Annotated in this window: 12 protein-coding genes; 6 read left to right on the top strand and 6 right to left on the bottom strand. The window is 59.3% G+C overall.

The genetic code is table 11. The features are described 5' to 3' along the window. Nucleotides 1-251 precede the first annotated feature (251 nt). The 6 genes from GM658_RS05815 to GM658_RS05790 form a co-directional block, all read right to left on the bottom strand. The gene (locus GM658_RS05815) at nt 252-2,699 is read right to left on the bottom strand and encodes a DNA repair protein (RefSeq protein ID WP_155453050.1); all 2,448 of its coding nucleotides are present in this window, start codon (nt 2,697-2,699) and stop codon (nt 252-254) included. Between the two features lie 51 nt (nt 2,700-2,750). After that, nucleotides 2,751-4,055: a metallophosphoesterase family protein gene (locus tag GM658_RS05810; RefSeq protein ID WP_229416771.1), complete on the bottom strand. Its 1,305-nt coding sequence runs from the start codon at nt 4,053-4,055 to the stop codon at nt 2,751-2,753. 27 nt (nt 4,056-4,082) lie between these two features. Beyond that, nucleotides 4,083-5,408 carry a recombination directionality factor gene (locus GM658_RS05805; RefSeq protein WP_155453049.1) on the bottom strand — a complete coding sequence of 442 codons (1,326 nt, stop codon included), beginning with the start codon at nt 5,406-5,408 and terminating at the stop codon, nt 4,083-4,085. A 66-nt stretch (nt 5,409-5,474) separates the two neighbouring features. Beyond that, a complete protein-coding gene (locus GM658_RS05800) occupies nt 5,475-6,446 on the bottom strand; it encodes a site-specific integrase (RefSeq protein WP_155453048.1) in 972 nt (323 codons plus the stop codon). 364 nt (nt 6,447-6,810) lie between these two features. Next, nucleotides 6,811-7,917, bottom strand: a complete 1,107-nt coding sequence (locus GM658_RS29750) for a tyrosine-type recombinase/integrase (protein WP_155453047.1) — start codon at nt 7,915-7,917, stop codon at nt 6,811-6,813. A gap of 727 nt (nt 7,918-8,644) precedes the next feature. Next, entirely contained in the window at nt 8,645-9,754 is a 1,110-nt protein-coding gene (locus GM658_RS05790) for a GGDEF domain-containing protein (RefSeq protein WP_170298688.1), read from the bottom strand. Between the two features lie 81 nt (nt 9,755-9,835). Between GM658_RS05790 and GM658_RS05785 the strand changes: the two genes are divergently transcribed. From GM658_RS05785 to GM658_RS05760, 6 genes are all read left to right on the top strand, one after another. Continuing rightward, the gene (locus GM658_RS05785) at nt 9,836-10,459 is read left to right on the top strand and encodes a hypothetical protein (protein WP_155453045.1); all 624 of its coding nucleotides are present in this window, start codon (nt 9,836-9,838) and stop codon (nt 10,457-10,459) included. A gap of 55 nt (nt 10,460-10,514) precedes the next feature. Next, on the top strand, nt 10,515-11,174 hold the full coding sequence (locus tag GM658_RS05780) for a TetR/AcrR family transcriptional regulator (protein WP_155453044.1): 660 nt from the start codon (nt 10,515-10,517) through the stop codon (nt 11,172-11,174). A 164-nt stretch (nt 11,175-11,338) separates the two neighbouring features. Next, on the top strand, nt 11,339-12,628 hold the full coding sequence (locus GM658_RS05775) for an acyl-CoA dehydrogenase family protein (protein WP_155453043.1): 1,290 nt from the start codon (nt 11,339-11,341) through the stop codon (nt 12,626-12,628). Between the two features lie 22 nt (nt 12,629-12,650). After that, nucleotides 12,651-13,328 carry a hypothetical protein gene (locus GM658_RS05770; protein WP_170298687.1) on the top strand — a complete coding sequence of 226 codons (678 nt, stop codon included), beginning with the start codon at nt 12,651-12,653 and terminating at the stop codon, nt 13,326-13,328. Further along, entirely contained in the window at nt 13,325-13,726 is a 402-nt protein-coding gene (locus tag GM658_RS05765; protein ID WP_155453042.1) for a RidA family protein, read from the top strand. The genes GM658_RS05770 and GM658_RS05765 overlap by 4 nt, the downstream gene beginning before the upstream one ends. Nucleotides 13,727-13,805: 79 nt before the next feature. Further along, nucleotides 13,806-15,173, top strand: coding sequence for a DUF1329 domain-containing protein (locus tag GM658_RS05760; RefSeq protein ID WP_155453041.1), 1,368 nt, complete (start codon nt 13,806-13,808; stop codon nt 15,171-15,173). The last annotated feature ends 2 nt before the right edge of the window (nt 15,174-15,175 follow it).

The following is a 15,175-nucleotide window of genomic DNA, read 5'->3' as shown; positions in this document are numbered from 1 at the left end:
ACGCCTGTCCGGCGTTCCGGAAGATCAAATGGCACAATTGTCTCCATATTCACCCTTCGGCTTGGCTTCGATTGGCCAATTGCCACGGCTGGTGATGTCAATACGTTAGCACGCTAGCGTTCGCGGTGCGAACCGCGCGCACAACCAACTTCTGTTTTGTTGGTGGCAGGCTACAGCTACGATGACGATACGCAGCGCGAAGACCGGTTTAAACCAAAGCGTTCCGAAGCACGAATTGTTGCGGCAGGCCGCTAGTCGATCGGCACGTCGGTCGATATGTACTGATCCAAATCGATCACGGCATCGGCCATGGCGCTGAGTTCCGATGTGTGAGAAATGAAATATTCCTGAGTGTAGCCACCGATGCGCAGCACTTCGCGTTTCATGGCCATGAATTGGCGCTTATGCTGAGCATCAAATGCACCGTCGGCCTCATCCGAAAACAGGGTGCTGGAGCGGCAGGTGGATGCTTCGGCCAGGTAGAGCGCCATCGCGCGCGTCAGGCATTCGTTGATCCAGATGCGCTCGCCACCGCTCATCTTGGCGACGTTCTTGGAGGTGTTGCGCATTGCGTCGTGCACGGTGATCTCGAACCCTTCCTTCACGTCACCTTTGGCGTTGGCAAGCTGGGTGTTGATCGCAACCGTGAAACGCGCACCATAACAGGACAGCAGCAGCTGATTGGTCCTCGACGATAGTTCGGGACCAGCATCGTCAATGGCCAGCGCGATGATGCCATCGTTGCCCATGCATTTGGCAAATAGGGACCAGCGGACGATCTCGTCCTCGACCCTGGAGATCTGGCGATCGAGGGCGAGGCAATGCGCGCTGCATTGGGCGCGCTGATGCTGCAGTGCTTCACGGCGTTGCACGGCGGCCAGCGCCGCTTCCAGCGCCTGTTCCGCGCTGGCGTGGAACGCCGCAGCCTGGGCGTTAGCCGCGACGGCACGGGCCAGCGCAGCGTCGTCGAACGCAGGTGGCAGTTCGGTCAGGAGCGCGTCAATCCGGGCCAACGACGTCCTGTGGCGATCATACTGTTCTGACCTGCGCCGCCCCAGGTCTGCGAGCCGGGACCCCAGAGTCGCCGCTTCGGCGTCAAAAACAGCCTGTTCGGCCGGCGCCTCGTGCAGTAAGGCCGACAGACGCTCTTCGATCTCGGTGACCAGGTTCTTGGCTTGCGCAATATCTGCCTGCCGTGCCGCCAACTGAAGCTCCCATGATAACCGCGCCTCGGTGCGACAGCGTTTGGCCTGCGCTACCCGGAGTGCATCCCGCACGCCTGCGCCGAGGGCGGCCTGTGCCTTGAGCTTGAGCAACGCGCAGCGCAATGCCTGCCGATCATGTTCCAGCTTGGCGATGCTTGCTGAAGCGTCGGGAAGCAGGGGCTTTGCCGCCCGCGCATCGGCCAATAGTTTGCAGTGCGCTTGCAAATGCGTGCCGGAACAGGGCACTTCATTCGTCAGGCCGAAGCGGCGGCGCAGCTGTTGTTCGGACAGCGCTGCCTGCCCGGCTTCTCGTTCAAGCGCCACCAGAGCCGCCTCCTTGACCACGATCTCGGCGTCGATCGCGTCATGTCTAGCGACCCGTTGCGCTGCATGCGCCAATGCCTGGTCGCGCGTCTGCAGCACAACGCGCAGCAACGCCTGCCGCGTGACCGCACGCTGGACATGGCGGCCACTGTGGATGGTACGGCGTAGCGTGGCGAGTTGCGCTCGCTGGGACGCCAGGTTGAGCTCGCGTTGCGCCGCGCGCTGTGCCGCGTTTTGCTCAAGCCGCGTGATGCCCGCCCTGGTGTCGCGTTCCTGCTGATCGATATCAATCTGCGCCGTCTGGTCCAGCTCCATGGCATGACGCCGTTCTTGTCGCAGTTGCTGGCGTCGTGCCGCATGCACGCTGTCCGATTCGCGCCATGCAGTGAGTCTTGCCAACTCGGCGCGTCGCGCTTCGCGGCGCTCGGCGGCGTTTTGTTGGTTCTGGCGTGCGAGTGCAAGCTGTTGGGACGCGTCGTCCAGGCTGTGCAACTGGGTGTCCAGCCTGGCACATTCAGCCTGGTGGTTGGTCTGTGCCTGGCGCAAGCCCAGGAGGCCCGCGCGCAGTAACCGGAGTGTGTCGTTCGCCTGCTCGCCTTGAGCGCGAATCGCATCCAGGCCCAGCAGGTCTGCCAGGAGGCTCTTAATCTCGGCATGTCGAAAGGAAGCCAATTGGCGGCGGTTCTGAGCGGAAAATGCGGTGCTCAGGAACGTCGCGCAACGGCCCGCGATGCCTTCGACGCAGCGCTGATAGGTTTCCATTCGCCCGTCAGAGAGTGTGCCGTCCTCCAGCCGTACGGGGTGCCAGCGACCTTCCCGGTACGTATGCAAGTACGCTTCAGTTTTACGTTTGCCTTGGTCCCGGATCACGATGTGGCTGCGGTAGCGCGCGTCGCCCATTGCCCAGATCAATTCCTTCTGGCTTTCCGGAAGGTAGATCTCGTCATAGTACGAAAACGCGCCCAGTCCGTCGCCGCCAGCCTTGGAGGGCATGACGGGGTAGGGCGTCATGTTATCCAGAATGGTCGATTTTCCGCGTCCGTTGCGGCCGGTGATGGCGACCAGTTCTGCGCCTTGTGTCAGTTCGGCGAAGTCGATCGTGATGGATGTGCGTCCAAGGCCATCACGAATGCCTTTGAAGCCGGTCAAAGTCAAAGAAAGCGGGGTCATGGCGGGGGCCTTTCATGTAATTGCCGGGAGCCAGTATCGAACGATTGTTTGTCAGAGCAAGAGGGGCAGTGGTTCGATGGTGCCAGGACTGACCGATTGTGACCGTGGCGCGGCAGCGATATCGGCAGGCACCGGCAGCGCCGATTGTTGCAGGATCCTCTGTGCGATCATGTCGGGGTTCTCTTCGCGCAGTTGCTCAAAGCACGCGAGCAGGTCAGATCCATCGACGCCAGTCACTTCCGCCCAATGGGCGATCTGCCGTGGCAATGAAAGCTCGCGGGCGATGCCTGCGGCTCTTGCCCTGACGACTGGGATAATGCGGCCTTCCAGCTTGACGCCGGATGCACCGGCCAACAGTCCTTCGATGCGGGCGCGATCAACCGATGCCCGCTCCTCTTCCAGCACCTGCCAGCGCACGCGCACCCAGGCTCCTTCAATGACGTGTGCTGCGACGAATTGGGTCAACTTGTCCAGATCTGGTGGGCCATCGAAGCTGATATCCAGCGTGCGCCTGGCTGGTGTCGGGTGCAGGGCGGTGCCGGCGGTGTTGGCATCGACATCCCAGATCAGTGCCCCTTTGTCGCCATCCTCCCCATAGTGCAGGCGTCCAATCGAACCGGCGTAGGCGATACGCCGTCCGTTTTGCGTCCATGACTGGTGTCGATGGATATGGCCAAGCATCACAGCGGTGGCTTCCGCGTCAAACAACGCCCCGGTGGTGAATTCATGGTCCGATCCGGCCATGGGGACGCCATGCTCGGTGACGCAACCATGGACCGTGCCATGTGACAGCAGCGCGACAGGTATGCCAGCCTGGCGGGCCGCCAGATGACCTTGCGCGTAACCAGCCAGCACCTGGGTCACCTGGTTGCCCATGGCGCCGGCGACGTCGGGTGCACCCACCGAGGTGGCCAGTGCGGCGCGATTTTGCGTCGGGATGCAGGTACACATGAGACGCGTTGCGCGGGGCATTGTCTCAAACTGCCAGCTGGCCGAGGCAATCCAGTTGCCCCCTTCAGTCAGGGCGACCTGCTGAATGTGATCGGCAACCCAGATGGGATGTTTGCCGCGAATCAGCGGAAACAGCGAGAGGAAGCCGGGTGGTTCGTGGCTGTAGGTGCCTTGCAGCATGAGGACCGGGCAATGGTTGGCCAACCGCTGAATCTGGCGCGCTAGCGCAAAGACGGCAGGAGAATGCGCGCTCAAGGCATGATCCGTCGTATCGCCGGTGATGATCGCGACGTCGACTTGCGCGGCGATGGCGTGGTCGACGGCATGGGTGAAACAGCGGTCGACCTCCACCAGCGTCTCGTCAGCGTAGTGCAGGTCGGAAAAGTGGGCGATGCGCAATGACATGATGGCCTCCAGATGTGGCGTTTTCCGCTATTCGCCGATTTCGGCGGCGATCTTGTCGATCAAGCCTTGTGGGTCAGACCGGAAATCCTCCAACTCGGCCAGGACGCGTGCACTACCCTGTGCGTTGCGGCGCCAGCCGACGCCCCAGTGCCAGTCGGCATAGGCGTCCAGGCGCTCCGGCGATACGCCAAGCGTGGCCGCCAGGGCGTAGATCGCCTCAGTGCCGGCTGCTGGCGTTGACGCCGGCGCACCCTCACCGGTGGCGGTAGGGGCTTGGGGAGCATCCAGTGTGGGGGCGCAGGGTGCGAACGTTTCCGTCGCGCTTGGAGCGACCTGCAGGGCAGGCACCTGCAGATCGCGGGACGCTTCGCCTTGCAGCGTTCGCACGGCGTCCTCGGCCAACTGGATGGCCGCATCGCGGTCCTGCTCAATCAGGAGGGCGGAAACGTCAATCGGCGCCTCCAGCTCGATGATCCAATGCGCGCTGCGCACCGGTTGGCCGGTTTTAGGATCCAGATGGGACACTTCACGCAGCTTCTTGGTCAGGAAGAATGGCGTGTGCCGGCGATCCAGGAAACCCGCAAGCCGTCCCCCGCGCAGGAATGCGATGGTTTCAAAGCGCTCAATGGCGCGGGAGAGGGCGTAAAAGCTGTTGGTGTGCAATTCGAAGGCGTCGAGCGACTTGATGCCCGGAATGTAGAAAATGAAGCGGCCCGTGAGGTTGCAGTGCCTGCCCTGGAATTCCGGGCAATTCTCAGGATCACAACGACCGTCGTTCTCAGGACGAAGCTGCGTGCCGCGTCCTCCAAAGGTGCGGACCACGCGCCGCGTGCGTTCGTCGATGCGCGCGGGTGCATGCATCTTGCAGAACCGGGTATGGCCGTCGCTGCCATACTCGCTCCAGTAGCGCTTCTCGTTACGCGACCAGCAGGCCAGTTCATGCGGCATCACCGCCTGCCAGCGATCGGCTGGGAACATGACAGGGAATCGATAGAGGCGGCGGATGCCGTCGCCGCGGTCTTCGCCGTACAGGGCAAGGATCTGGTCCGCGAGTGCGGGATTGGGAAAGTCGTTGGGACGAACGGTAAACCACGCCACATTCTTCGGGACGAGTGGATTCTCTATGCCCGGGAAGGCCTCAATGATCTTGCGCTCGATCTCGTCGAAGGTGGCATTGCTGACCACGCCGTCGTCATACAGCGCTTTAACGCGCGGATTGCTTGCCGCTTTCTTGGTGAGGACTTTGATGCCAGCGCGAATTTTCCCCGCCGTCGGTATGCGCGGTTCGCGCTGGCCCAGCAGGGTAATGGGGACGGTTGGTGCTGACAGTGACGGCGGATTCTGTTGGTCCATGGTTGGCTCCTTGGGAACAAGTGGATCATGCGTCCATGCTCCCATCGCCCGCGCGTGCTTCAACCCTCATGCCGTCCTGCCAACCGCTGGCCTGCCTCCGGAAAAGGAACTTGCGACATTAATCGCGTTTGCAATCACGCGTGGCGGACGCGATCTGCCCTCGAATGGCTGCAACAGTTTATGGACGGCGAGTATCTTCACACCGAGTGCCGCGCCGATTTCTTCTGCATTCGCGCCATCGACGTGCAGGCGGTATGCCGCGAGGCGGCGCGCCATCGCCGTGTTGATGCCGGAGTGGCCGCCGAGTGCAAAGATGCGTCGAAAGATCTCGTGAATCTCTTTGCATACCGCATGGTGCGAGTGGGTGCCGGCCTGTTTTACCTGGAAGGCGTCCCCGCTGCGCGTGAGGAACAAGCGGCTGTGCGGATCAAGGCCGCGATAGGTCAAGGCGAGGTGCGTACCCTGACCATGGGTCACACGTTCGGCCAGGTAGGCATCGATGGCCGCGTTGGTGGCGTTATTGCGGAAATGGAGGATGCGTTCGCAATGGTTGATCGCGATCTGTGCGCGGATCGTAGCGCGCTCCCTGACGGCACCGGCAGCATCGAGATAGTCGCGCACCTCCAACTGGGCAATTTCGAGCGGTTTGGCAGCCGTCGAGAACAGCGTGAGGAGGAGGGCGGTATCACGTTGAACGCATCGGCTGTGTCGTTGAATCCTTTGGACGAGATACTGGAGGTGTGCCGCCACGGCTTGCTGGTCGCCTTCACTGGGCGGTATGGCTGCGTCGGGGACGAAGTGGTCCAGCGCCTCGAGATAGGATTCGCCGTGCTCTCGAATCAAGCGAGCGGAGGGTGACACATCTTCATCGACGCCATCGACGCCGACGATCTGCTGCAACGTGCTCGCCAGCAGACGTATGCGCTGGGATACGGCGGATTTGGATGCACCGTATTGCTTGGCCACGTCGTCACACGATGCTCCGGCGACCACGGCGCGAAGCATGCCCGATGCAATCTTTAGACTGTCCTGGTTCATGGTGCGCATCTCCATCAAGTTGGGAGTGCGTACGATGATCCCGCCCGCCTTGCAGTCAAGCCACACGAAAGCGCCACGCGAACAGCGTGCTTTTCCGGTGCACGATGCTTGCAGTCGGGGCACTAGGAGACTACAGTGCAAGCAACAGTAGCTTGTCCTGGAGGTAGTTGGCGAGCATCTGTGCCTCGTGGTTTCCTGTTGGGGGCGCAACCGAGAGGCCGTTTTGGTCGGCTGAACGGATTGCCAACCAGGTTTTCACCGGAACGGATTGCTGGACAGCCGGATTGAAGATATTCAGCTGCGCCGAATACGCTTCATCCCTTTGGTTGCGACTGCGGCATGGGTACGTTGGAGCATGACAGCATCAAAGGGTGAGGCCCGCCAGTGCGATCGCCGCGAGATCGGCCCGCAGGTGGCCGTAATGCTTCTCGATCATGGCGACCGAAGTGCCGCTGATCTGGGCGACCGTCAGCAGGTCGAGTCCGCCGTGCACCAGGTCGCTGATCACGCTGTGCCGCAGCGTGTAGGCGGTGGTCGAAGGAGGAAGGCCGGCGGCCTTCACCGCATCCTTGATCGGCCCTTTCCACGCGTCCTTGTTCCAGGCACGGCCATCGCTGCGCGTAAAAAGTGGCGCTTCGGGTTCCTTGCCTTCAGACGCCGTCTTGAGGATGGCTGCGCTTTCGGGCGGGAGCTTGATCCTGCGGTCGCGCCCGCTTTTATCTTGGCCAATGGTCAGGACGTTCAGACGCACGTCAAAATCCCGGACGCACAAAGTTGCCAGCGCACCTGGCCGCACGGGAAGAATCGCAAGTCCGGTCAGGAACAATGTGAGGTCCGCCGGCGCCGCCTGGATCAAGGCGCGGCGCTGCTCGCGATCCAGGTATTGGTCCCTGCGTTTGCTGACACCCTTGAAGGCCTTGAGCGGTTCGCGCCAGGCGGCATCGGTCGGTACCTTGCCTTGGGCGAAGGCGTAATTGAGCGCGGCACGCAGTGCGGCGAGATCGCGGTTGACGGTGTCCTTTGAGCGCGCGCGCGTTTTGCCCGCCGAACCGACTTTGATCGGCGCCTCGACCATCCGGCGGCGAAAGGCGCTGACATGCTCGCGCGTGAGCATTGCCAGTTCGATCTTGCGGATTGGGTCGCCCCAGACCCAGCGACGGTAGCGCTCCAACAAGTCTTCGGCGGGTTTGTCGCCTTTACGTTCCCGTACGTGCTGGAGGTAGTCGGCGCAAGCCTCTTTCACCGACATGGGGCCGGAGCGCGCAACGTCGGGGGGCAGATTTGCTTCGTACCAGGCCCGTGCCGCGTCCACGGCCTTGTCAAAGCGCTCGTGGGGACGGTGCTGTTCCAGTGCGCCAACGCTGGTCTGGACTAGTTCGCCGCCCGGCCGCCTGCAGCGTACCAGCCAGGTGCCAGGCGAGTCCGCGGCCATGCGCCGGTAGCCAAGGTAACAGCCTTTGGTAATGCGCACCCAGTAGGGCTCTCGCCGCGGCGGCAGTTTGTTCCGCGCGGTAATGGTGTCGAGCTTATGCGCCACGTCGTCTCTGCTACAGGTTGAAGGACTGTGACAAACTTAGCACCAGCGCCCCGGATTTGCCTGGCCACGGACAACGTATTTACGTCGCCGACAGCGCGATGCTTGTCGTGCCATGCTGCATAGCCCGCTGGGCATGCGTGAGTGTGCGGGTCTCGGTTAACCAGCGGGAAGGGCTGCTGGCGTCGCGGGCAGTTGCTCGCGTTGCCCGATCCGTCGGTTGCGGCAGATCACTGCAGTCGCACTGCAGGGGTGGTCGCCAGGAGAATAGATGGGATCTTAGATATTATTTATGAAAAAAGAGACTTGCATTTGCTAGGGAAACCGGAGTTTGCTTGGTACAAAAATGGTATGAAAAGCTACCGACAATTTCAATGGACTGTAGGGTTCGGCACCCCGCGGAAATAGGGACGTTTCAACGGTGCTGGGTTAGCGACTAGTTGCCGCACTTCACTTATATTTGACAGGAAGATTGTCTGCTCAATGAGAATTGAAATTCGGATACCTTCCACTCAAATCACCGAATTCGCTGCGTCGCCCGGCTTCGGCTCGGCACCGTTGCCCTGCATTTGTCCGGTCAGTTGGCAGCCCTGATCGTAGATTGTCGACCCACCGGATATTGCACATTCAAGACTACTCGATTCGGTCGTTCATTTAACTCGGGTCAGGTTGCGAACCTGGTCAAGTTCCGCCCGGCGTTCTTTGCATCGTAAAGAGCGGCATCTGCGCGCGTCATGAGCTGCTCTCCCAATCCCGCCGCATCTTTGCCAGCCTGCGCAGGCAACTGTAGGCTGGCTATACCTATGCTGACCGTCCACTGGAATTCCGAACCCGAATTACATCGCATCTTGAGTTCTTGTACTTGCAGGCGAATCCGCTCTGCCAGGTGCGCCGATCGTTCAAGAACGGTTTCCGGCATGAGAATGGCGAATTCTTCGCCCCCGAGCCGTGCAACGATGTCCACATCACGCGACATCTTGCAGCAGATATTGGCCAGCGCTTGTATCGCGCGGTCTCCTGTAGGGTGACCGAAGGTGTCGTTTATGCGCTTGAAATGGTCGATATCGAGCATCAAAAGTGTGCATGGATGCGATGTACGCAGGAAGCGCGATGTTTCGCGCTGCAGCAGGAGTTGGAAGTGCCGTCGGTTGGCGACTCCTGTCAGCGGGTCCGTGTTCGAGGCATCTTCAAGCGCCTTCTCCAGCAGATGCCGGCGTCGGTCGCCGAACGCGAACGCCACGCAAATGAGCGCCAGGAAAATCGAAGTGGGCCAGATAACCATGCCATACAGTTGATAAGGGAAATTGCCGAGCCATCCAGTCTTGGCCAAAAGGAAGGGGCTGATCGATACCAATGCCAGTGCCATCCAATTGACGAACAGCGAGAAGCCCAGGCACAGCAACACCGCAACCATGGGATAGAAGATCGAGCTCATGATCGCTGGGGTCAATCCACCAGACTGCGTTTTCAGGATCGCAATGTCATGAAACTGCGCCAGGGCCAAGGCGAATAATGCGATGAGGGCGGCGAGAGTATGGTTGCTGGTGAGCCAAACTCCCCAAGCCGGGATCAGCATCCAAACAAACGCCAGTCTCAGCCAGACCAGGTTGCCAGCAGTGGCCGGATCATTCATGTAGTCGAGTACCCATTCGCCAGCGCCCAGCAAGGCTGTAAGCGCAATGAGTAGACTTGTTTGGGAGCGATAGGCGAGAAATTTCCGCCCCAGGTAAGTGCCATCAACATTCAATCGCAAAACCTCGCGACAAGCATTCATTTGTCGCCCCATTTTATTTGTTTGGCTGTTTGTCCTAAGTTTGCTAACATGTACTTATAAACCTAGATCAAAGGTGCCGTCATGGACATCCAAACTTTCGCGCTTTCTTTGGCCACTTTACTCCTGGTCACGATTGCAAGTACATCGGGTTGGGCGTTGTTGGGGAAAAGAAACTACCTGCTGGGTGGTTTGTGGTTCATCTTGGCCTTCTCTGGGTTGAATTTCCTGCTATTTGGGCTGTATGGTGTCTCAGTTGCCTACGACATCGCGAATCTTTGTGATGTGTTTTCGCGGGGACTTGGAATTCCCGTTGTAGCAACCGCTGGGCTTATGGCTGTAACACATCGCTACCGGCCTTCGGTGCGAGCCAGCCTGTTTGTCCTCAGTATGGTACTCCTTGGTACGGCATTGATTGAATCTGTGACCGGAATCGCTTGGCTGGAACCATGTTTTCGTATCGGGGCGTGGGCTATGTTTTCGGTCTATTTGTGGTACTTCGCCAAGCGCTTGGCCGACGTTGGAGAGTACCTCCATGCGATCGGTGTTTCGGTGGCCTTGTTTGGCGCGCAGGTCGTGGTGATCTCAACTGGCATTGTCGATACGCAAAACCGCATGTTTTACTTCATGATCGAGGGCGCTGTGGCGGCCTATCTTTGCCTCGAACTGTTCTATGCCTACTGTGCGTTGGAACGGCGCGGCCATTGACTTCTTAGGTCAATCAACATAACAATGGTAGTTCCTATGTTTAGATAGAGTGACAATGACAGTCTCGACTGATGAACGCCCTGCACGCAAGCGCCGGAATGCCAAGGAAACTTTAAACGAACCTGTGCGCCGCGACCTGCGGGCGCAAGGCCAGCGAACGCGTAATGGGATTATCGAGGCTGCGCGCAAACTGCTTCTTGAAGGTGGCAGCCTGGAATTCACGTTGCGCGAGGTTGCCCTGCGCGCCGGCATTAGCATTAGTAACTTGCAGTACTACTTCCCAACCCGGCTATCCGTGCTGCGGGCGGTTGTCGAGCCAGTGGTTGAAGCCTATATGGCGGATTTGAGTCGCGCCATGGCTGCCGATACCCCCCCCAGCGAAACTTTGTCAGTCCTCGTCGCTCGGGTACTGCTTGATGTGAAAAACGTTGAGGGATCATCGTTATGGTGCCATTTCGCGTCGTTGGCGGCAGTCGATCCCGAGTGTTCGCGACTCCTGGATGAGTGGTATGAAACGCTAACGCACGAGATTGGTTCGCTCATCAATCGCATTAACCCTTCACTCGGACTCAAGGAGTGCCTGCAGAAGGCAACGCTGCTCATCGCCATGGCCGACGGTATTGCATTCCAGGTTGGCGGTGGCCGCGGGCGGCGCAGTTATCTGCGCGAGCTCGACGAGCAAATGCATACCCTGGTCAGGGCACTCCTGGCCTGACATCCCCCAGTTTTATCTCCTGCGGCGTGACTGACGAAGCCACGCCGCAACACTTTTCAGATTTACTTTGTACTTTTGTCCTATGTTTGGTACGCTGTCCTACAATGAAGAAAGTTACCGAAGCATGGTGACCTGATGGCCAACATTGAAAGGAGACGCACCAAATGATTCGCCTGTATAAATCCACGGCATTGCCATTGGCTGGTCTGAGCGGTTTCGAAACACCACTGGGTGAAGAAGAAAGCGCGATCCAGCACACCGTTCACCGCCTGGCGCGCGACGTACTGCGCCCGGTTGGCCGCGAGCTGGACCGTATGACGCCGGAAGAGGTCATTGCTCCTTCCTCCCCTTACTGGGCGGCGATGTTCGAGGCAGCGAAGCTGGGTCTCGACCCGCAACTGATCTCCCAATTCCCGCCTGAAACGGCTGTCCGCATCGAATCTCTGATCGGCGAGGAAATGGGCTGGGGCGATTCGGGCCTGGCAGTATCGATCGGTGCGGCCGCTGCTCCGCTGATGATGGCGCAGTCGGTCGGCAATCAGGAACTGATCGATATGTGTACCGGTAAAATTGGATGCTGGATCAACACCCAACCTGATCGCGGCTCGGATGCGGCCATCCTGTACCGCGAAGAGCTGGCGACGGAGGGCAAGCAGCCAGTCGGCAATTTGACGGCCAAGGTGGGGGCAGATGAAATTATCATCAATGGCCAGACTTCGGCCTGGATTTCGAATGGTTCCGTGGCGCAGGTGGCTCTAGCCTATATGGCTGCCGACTACGGCGACGGCTTCCACAGCAGCGGCAAAAATCCTACTTTCACCAACGGCATCGCCATGATCCTGCCGCTGGACCTTCCGGGCATCACCCGTGGCAAGCCGTTGGCCAAGATCGGTCAGCGCGGACTGCCGCAGGGCGAGATCTACTTTGACAACGTCAAGGTACCTAAACGCTTTGCCATCGCGCTGCAAGAGGAATACCTCGGTAACCTGGCTTCGATGTGGTCTTTCGCCGGTACCCATATGTGCCAGGTATTCGTTGGTGCGGCGCGTTCGGCGTTTGAGCTTGCACTGGCCTACATCCATGAGCGCAAGCAGGGCGGGGCGCTGCTCATCGACCATCAGATGACGCAACTGCGCATTGGCGAAATGCTGCGCCGCATGGAAATGGCGCGTGCCACTGCACGTCGCAGCCTTTCCTTCGCACGCATCTCACCACAAAGCCATCCTTATGTCACCGCGCAGGCCAAGGTTAGCGTGACGGAGGAAGCGATGAAGATTACGCATGAGGCGTTCCAGCTCTTTGGCGCCAACGGCACCACGCAGGAATTTCCGATCGAGAAAATCTTCCGCGACGTGCGCTCGGCCCTGATCGAAGACGGCGAAAACTACATCCTGACATCGCGCCTGGGTGTGTTGGCCGGCCATCTGTATCGCAACGGCTGGACGAAGGAATAAACAACCCAAACGGAGAATTGTCGTGGACTTCAAAACTAATGTGCTCTTATTTTCAACTTCAATGCTGGTGGTGACATCGCTGGTGTATGGCATCAAGTTCTTCAAGCGCGGCAACTATCTGCTGGGGCTTGAATGGCTGATCGTGACCTTTTCGGGTTCGAACTTCCTGATCTTTGCGCTCGCCGGTATCCAGGGGGCTTACAGCATCTCATACTTCTGCGATGCGTTTTCCCGTGCCTTTGGCATTCCAATCGTGACTACTCTGGGCTTGATGGCAATTACGCACCGATTCAAACCTTCGCTGAAGGTGGATGCATGGCTGTTTGCAACATCCTTTGCCGGAGCGGTTGCGTTGGTCGCAGTGCCGTCCCTTGCGCCGTTCAAACCGGTCTTCTATGTCGTGATGTGGACAGCCTTTTCGTTCTATCTCGCGTATTTCGCCAAGCGCCTGTTCAATGCTGGTGAAGGCGGCCACGCTGCCGGCGTTATCGTGGTCCTGATTCTGACGCAAGCGATTGCCAGTATCTACGACTTTTACCAGATTCCTGGCGATACCGAGCACATTGTCTTCTACATCCTTGCGGGATTGGCCTGGTCTTCACTGTGCGTCGAGCTGTATTACGCATATTGCGCGTTGGAGAACGCAGAGCAGAACGCGATCTCTCGCAAACTTCCTACTTCACGAAAGGCTTACGTATGAAACGCCAAGCAATTATTCCGCCGGGTACCCAGGCGCTGTATGACGGTTTCCACTTCGCTCCTGCCACTCGCGTCGGCGACACCATCTGGGTCTCAGGCCAGGTTGGACTCGATGCTGAAATGAGACCGGCTGACGGCATTGCAGCACAGGCTGCGCTGGCCTTTGGCTACCTGAAATACATCCTGGAACACGCCGGCGCCACCCTGGCCGACGTGGTCGAACTGACGACCTTTCACACGAATCTGCAGGGTGATGTGCAGGCATTTTCGGCGGTCAAGGACCAATTCTTCCCGGAGCGTTATCCGTCGTGGACGGCAGTCGGGATTACTGAGCTGGCCTTGCCTGGCCTCGTGGTTGAAATCCGCGCTGTTGCAGTTGCGGGTAGCGGGGCGAAGTAGCGCGGTTTTTTTTAAGTTAAGGGTTGTACAGTTGTCCTAAGATTGGTTTGTTGTCCTACGCAGATTTACTAAGGAGACGATGGTGAGCCTCAAGACAGTGTTATGCAGCACCTTGCTTGTGCTGGGTAGTTCGGCCGGCGCAACAGGCGCTGACCAGGATGTTTCGCGCCTCGGCAAAGACCTGACCCCGGTCGGCGCCGAGCGTTCGGGCAATAAGGAGGGAACGATTCCGGCATGGACCGGCGGCGATATGAAAGCGCCGGCGGGCTGGAAGACCGGCTCACCGCGTCCCGATCCGTATGCAGGCGAGAAGCGCCTGTTCTCGATCGACGCAAGCAATGTTGACCGCTACAAGGACAAGCTGGCCGCAGGTCAGGCTGAGATGATCAAGAGCATTCCCGGCTATCGCATGGACATCTATGCGACCCATCGCTCTTGTGGTTACCCGGACTTTTACTACGAACGCAGCAAAAAGAACGCAAGCAGCGCAAAGATGGCTGCCAATGGCTACGATATTGCCGAAGTTCTTGGCACCGGCGTGCCGTTCCCAATGCCGCGTAATGGCGCGGAGGCGGTCTGGAATCACAAGCTGCACTGGCGCGGCGAGGGTTTCCATATCACCCATGCGGGCTTTATTCCACCGAAGGGCAGCGACAGTATCGGCGAAGCCATCGTCCAGGAAGAGTGGGAAATGTCGCCGATGTGGTCTCCGTCCAATAAGGGAATTGCCGATGCGGGCGGCATCGAATACCAGCTGCTGAACACCTATACCGGCCCTGCCTCCATCGCTGGCGACGCCACGCTGGCGCAGTACAACTTCGCCAAGCCCAATGACGTATGGCTGTATTTCTCCAGCCAGCGCCGCGTACGCCGCGCGCCGACCTACCAGTACGACGCGCCTCAGCTGAATACCGAGAACCTGCTGGTGGTCGATCAGTACCTGCAGTTTAACGGTCCACTCGACCGCTACGACTGGAAGCTGGTGGGCAAGAAGGAGCTCTACGTCCCCTATAACACCTATCGCGTGAACTCCCCCGCGAATCAGGTGGAAGACGTCGTCAAGCCGAAGTTCTTCAGCCGCGATCACTCGCGTTATGAGCTGCACCGTGTATGGGTAGTGGAGGCGTCCCTGAAGGACGGCATGCGCCACACGTTCCCCAGGCGGACCTTCTATATCGATGAAGACAGCTGGATCATCCTGGTTGCTGACATGTTCGACGCGCAAGGCAAGGTATGGCGCACCACCGAAATGGGCCCATACATGGCATGGGAAATTCCCGCCTGCGTATGGGCTGCCAACAGCAGCTACGACCATCTCTCGCACCGTGTTGTGCTGGACCGCGTGCTGGCCGGCCGCAAGGAGCCGGACTGGCTCGCGGCAAGGGAAGGGCGCCTGAAGTCTTCTGTCTTTGAGCCGGACGGCCTGCGTCGCGCCACCACTCGCTAAGG

It is taken from the genome of Massilia eburnea, from assembly GCF_009720745.1.
Classification (GTDB): Bacteria; Pseudomonadota; Gammaproteobacteria; order Burkholderiales; family Burkholderiaceae_D; genus Rugamonas; species Rugamonas eburnea.
Note: the sequence above shows the minus strand (reverse complement) of the source record. Positions and strands in the feature narration are given on the sequence as shown.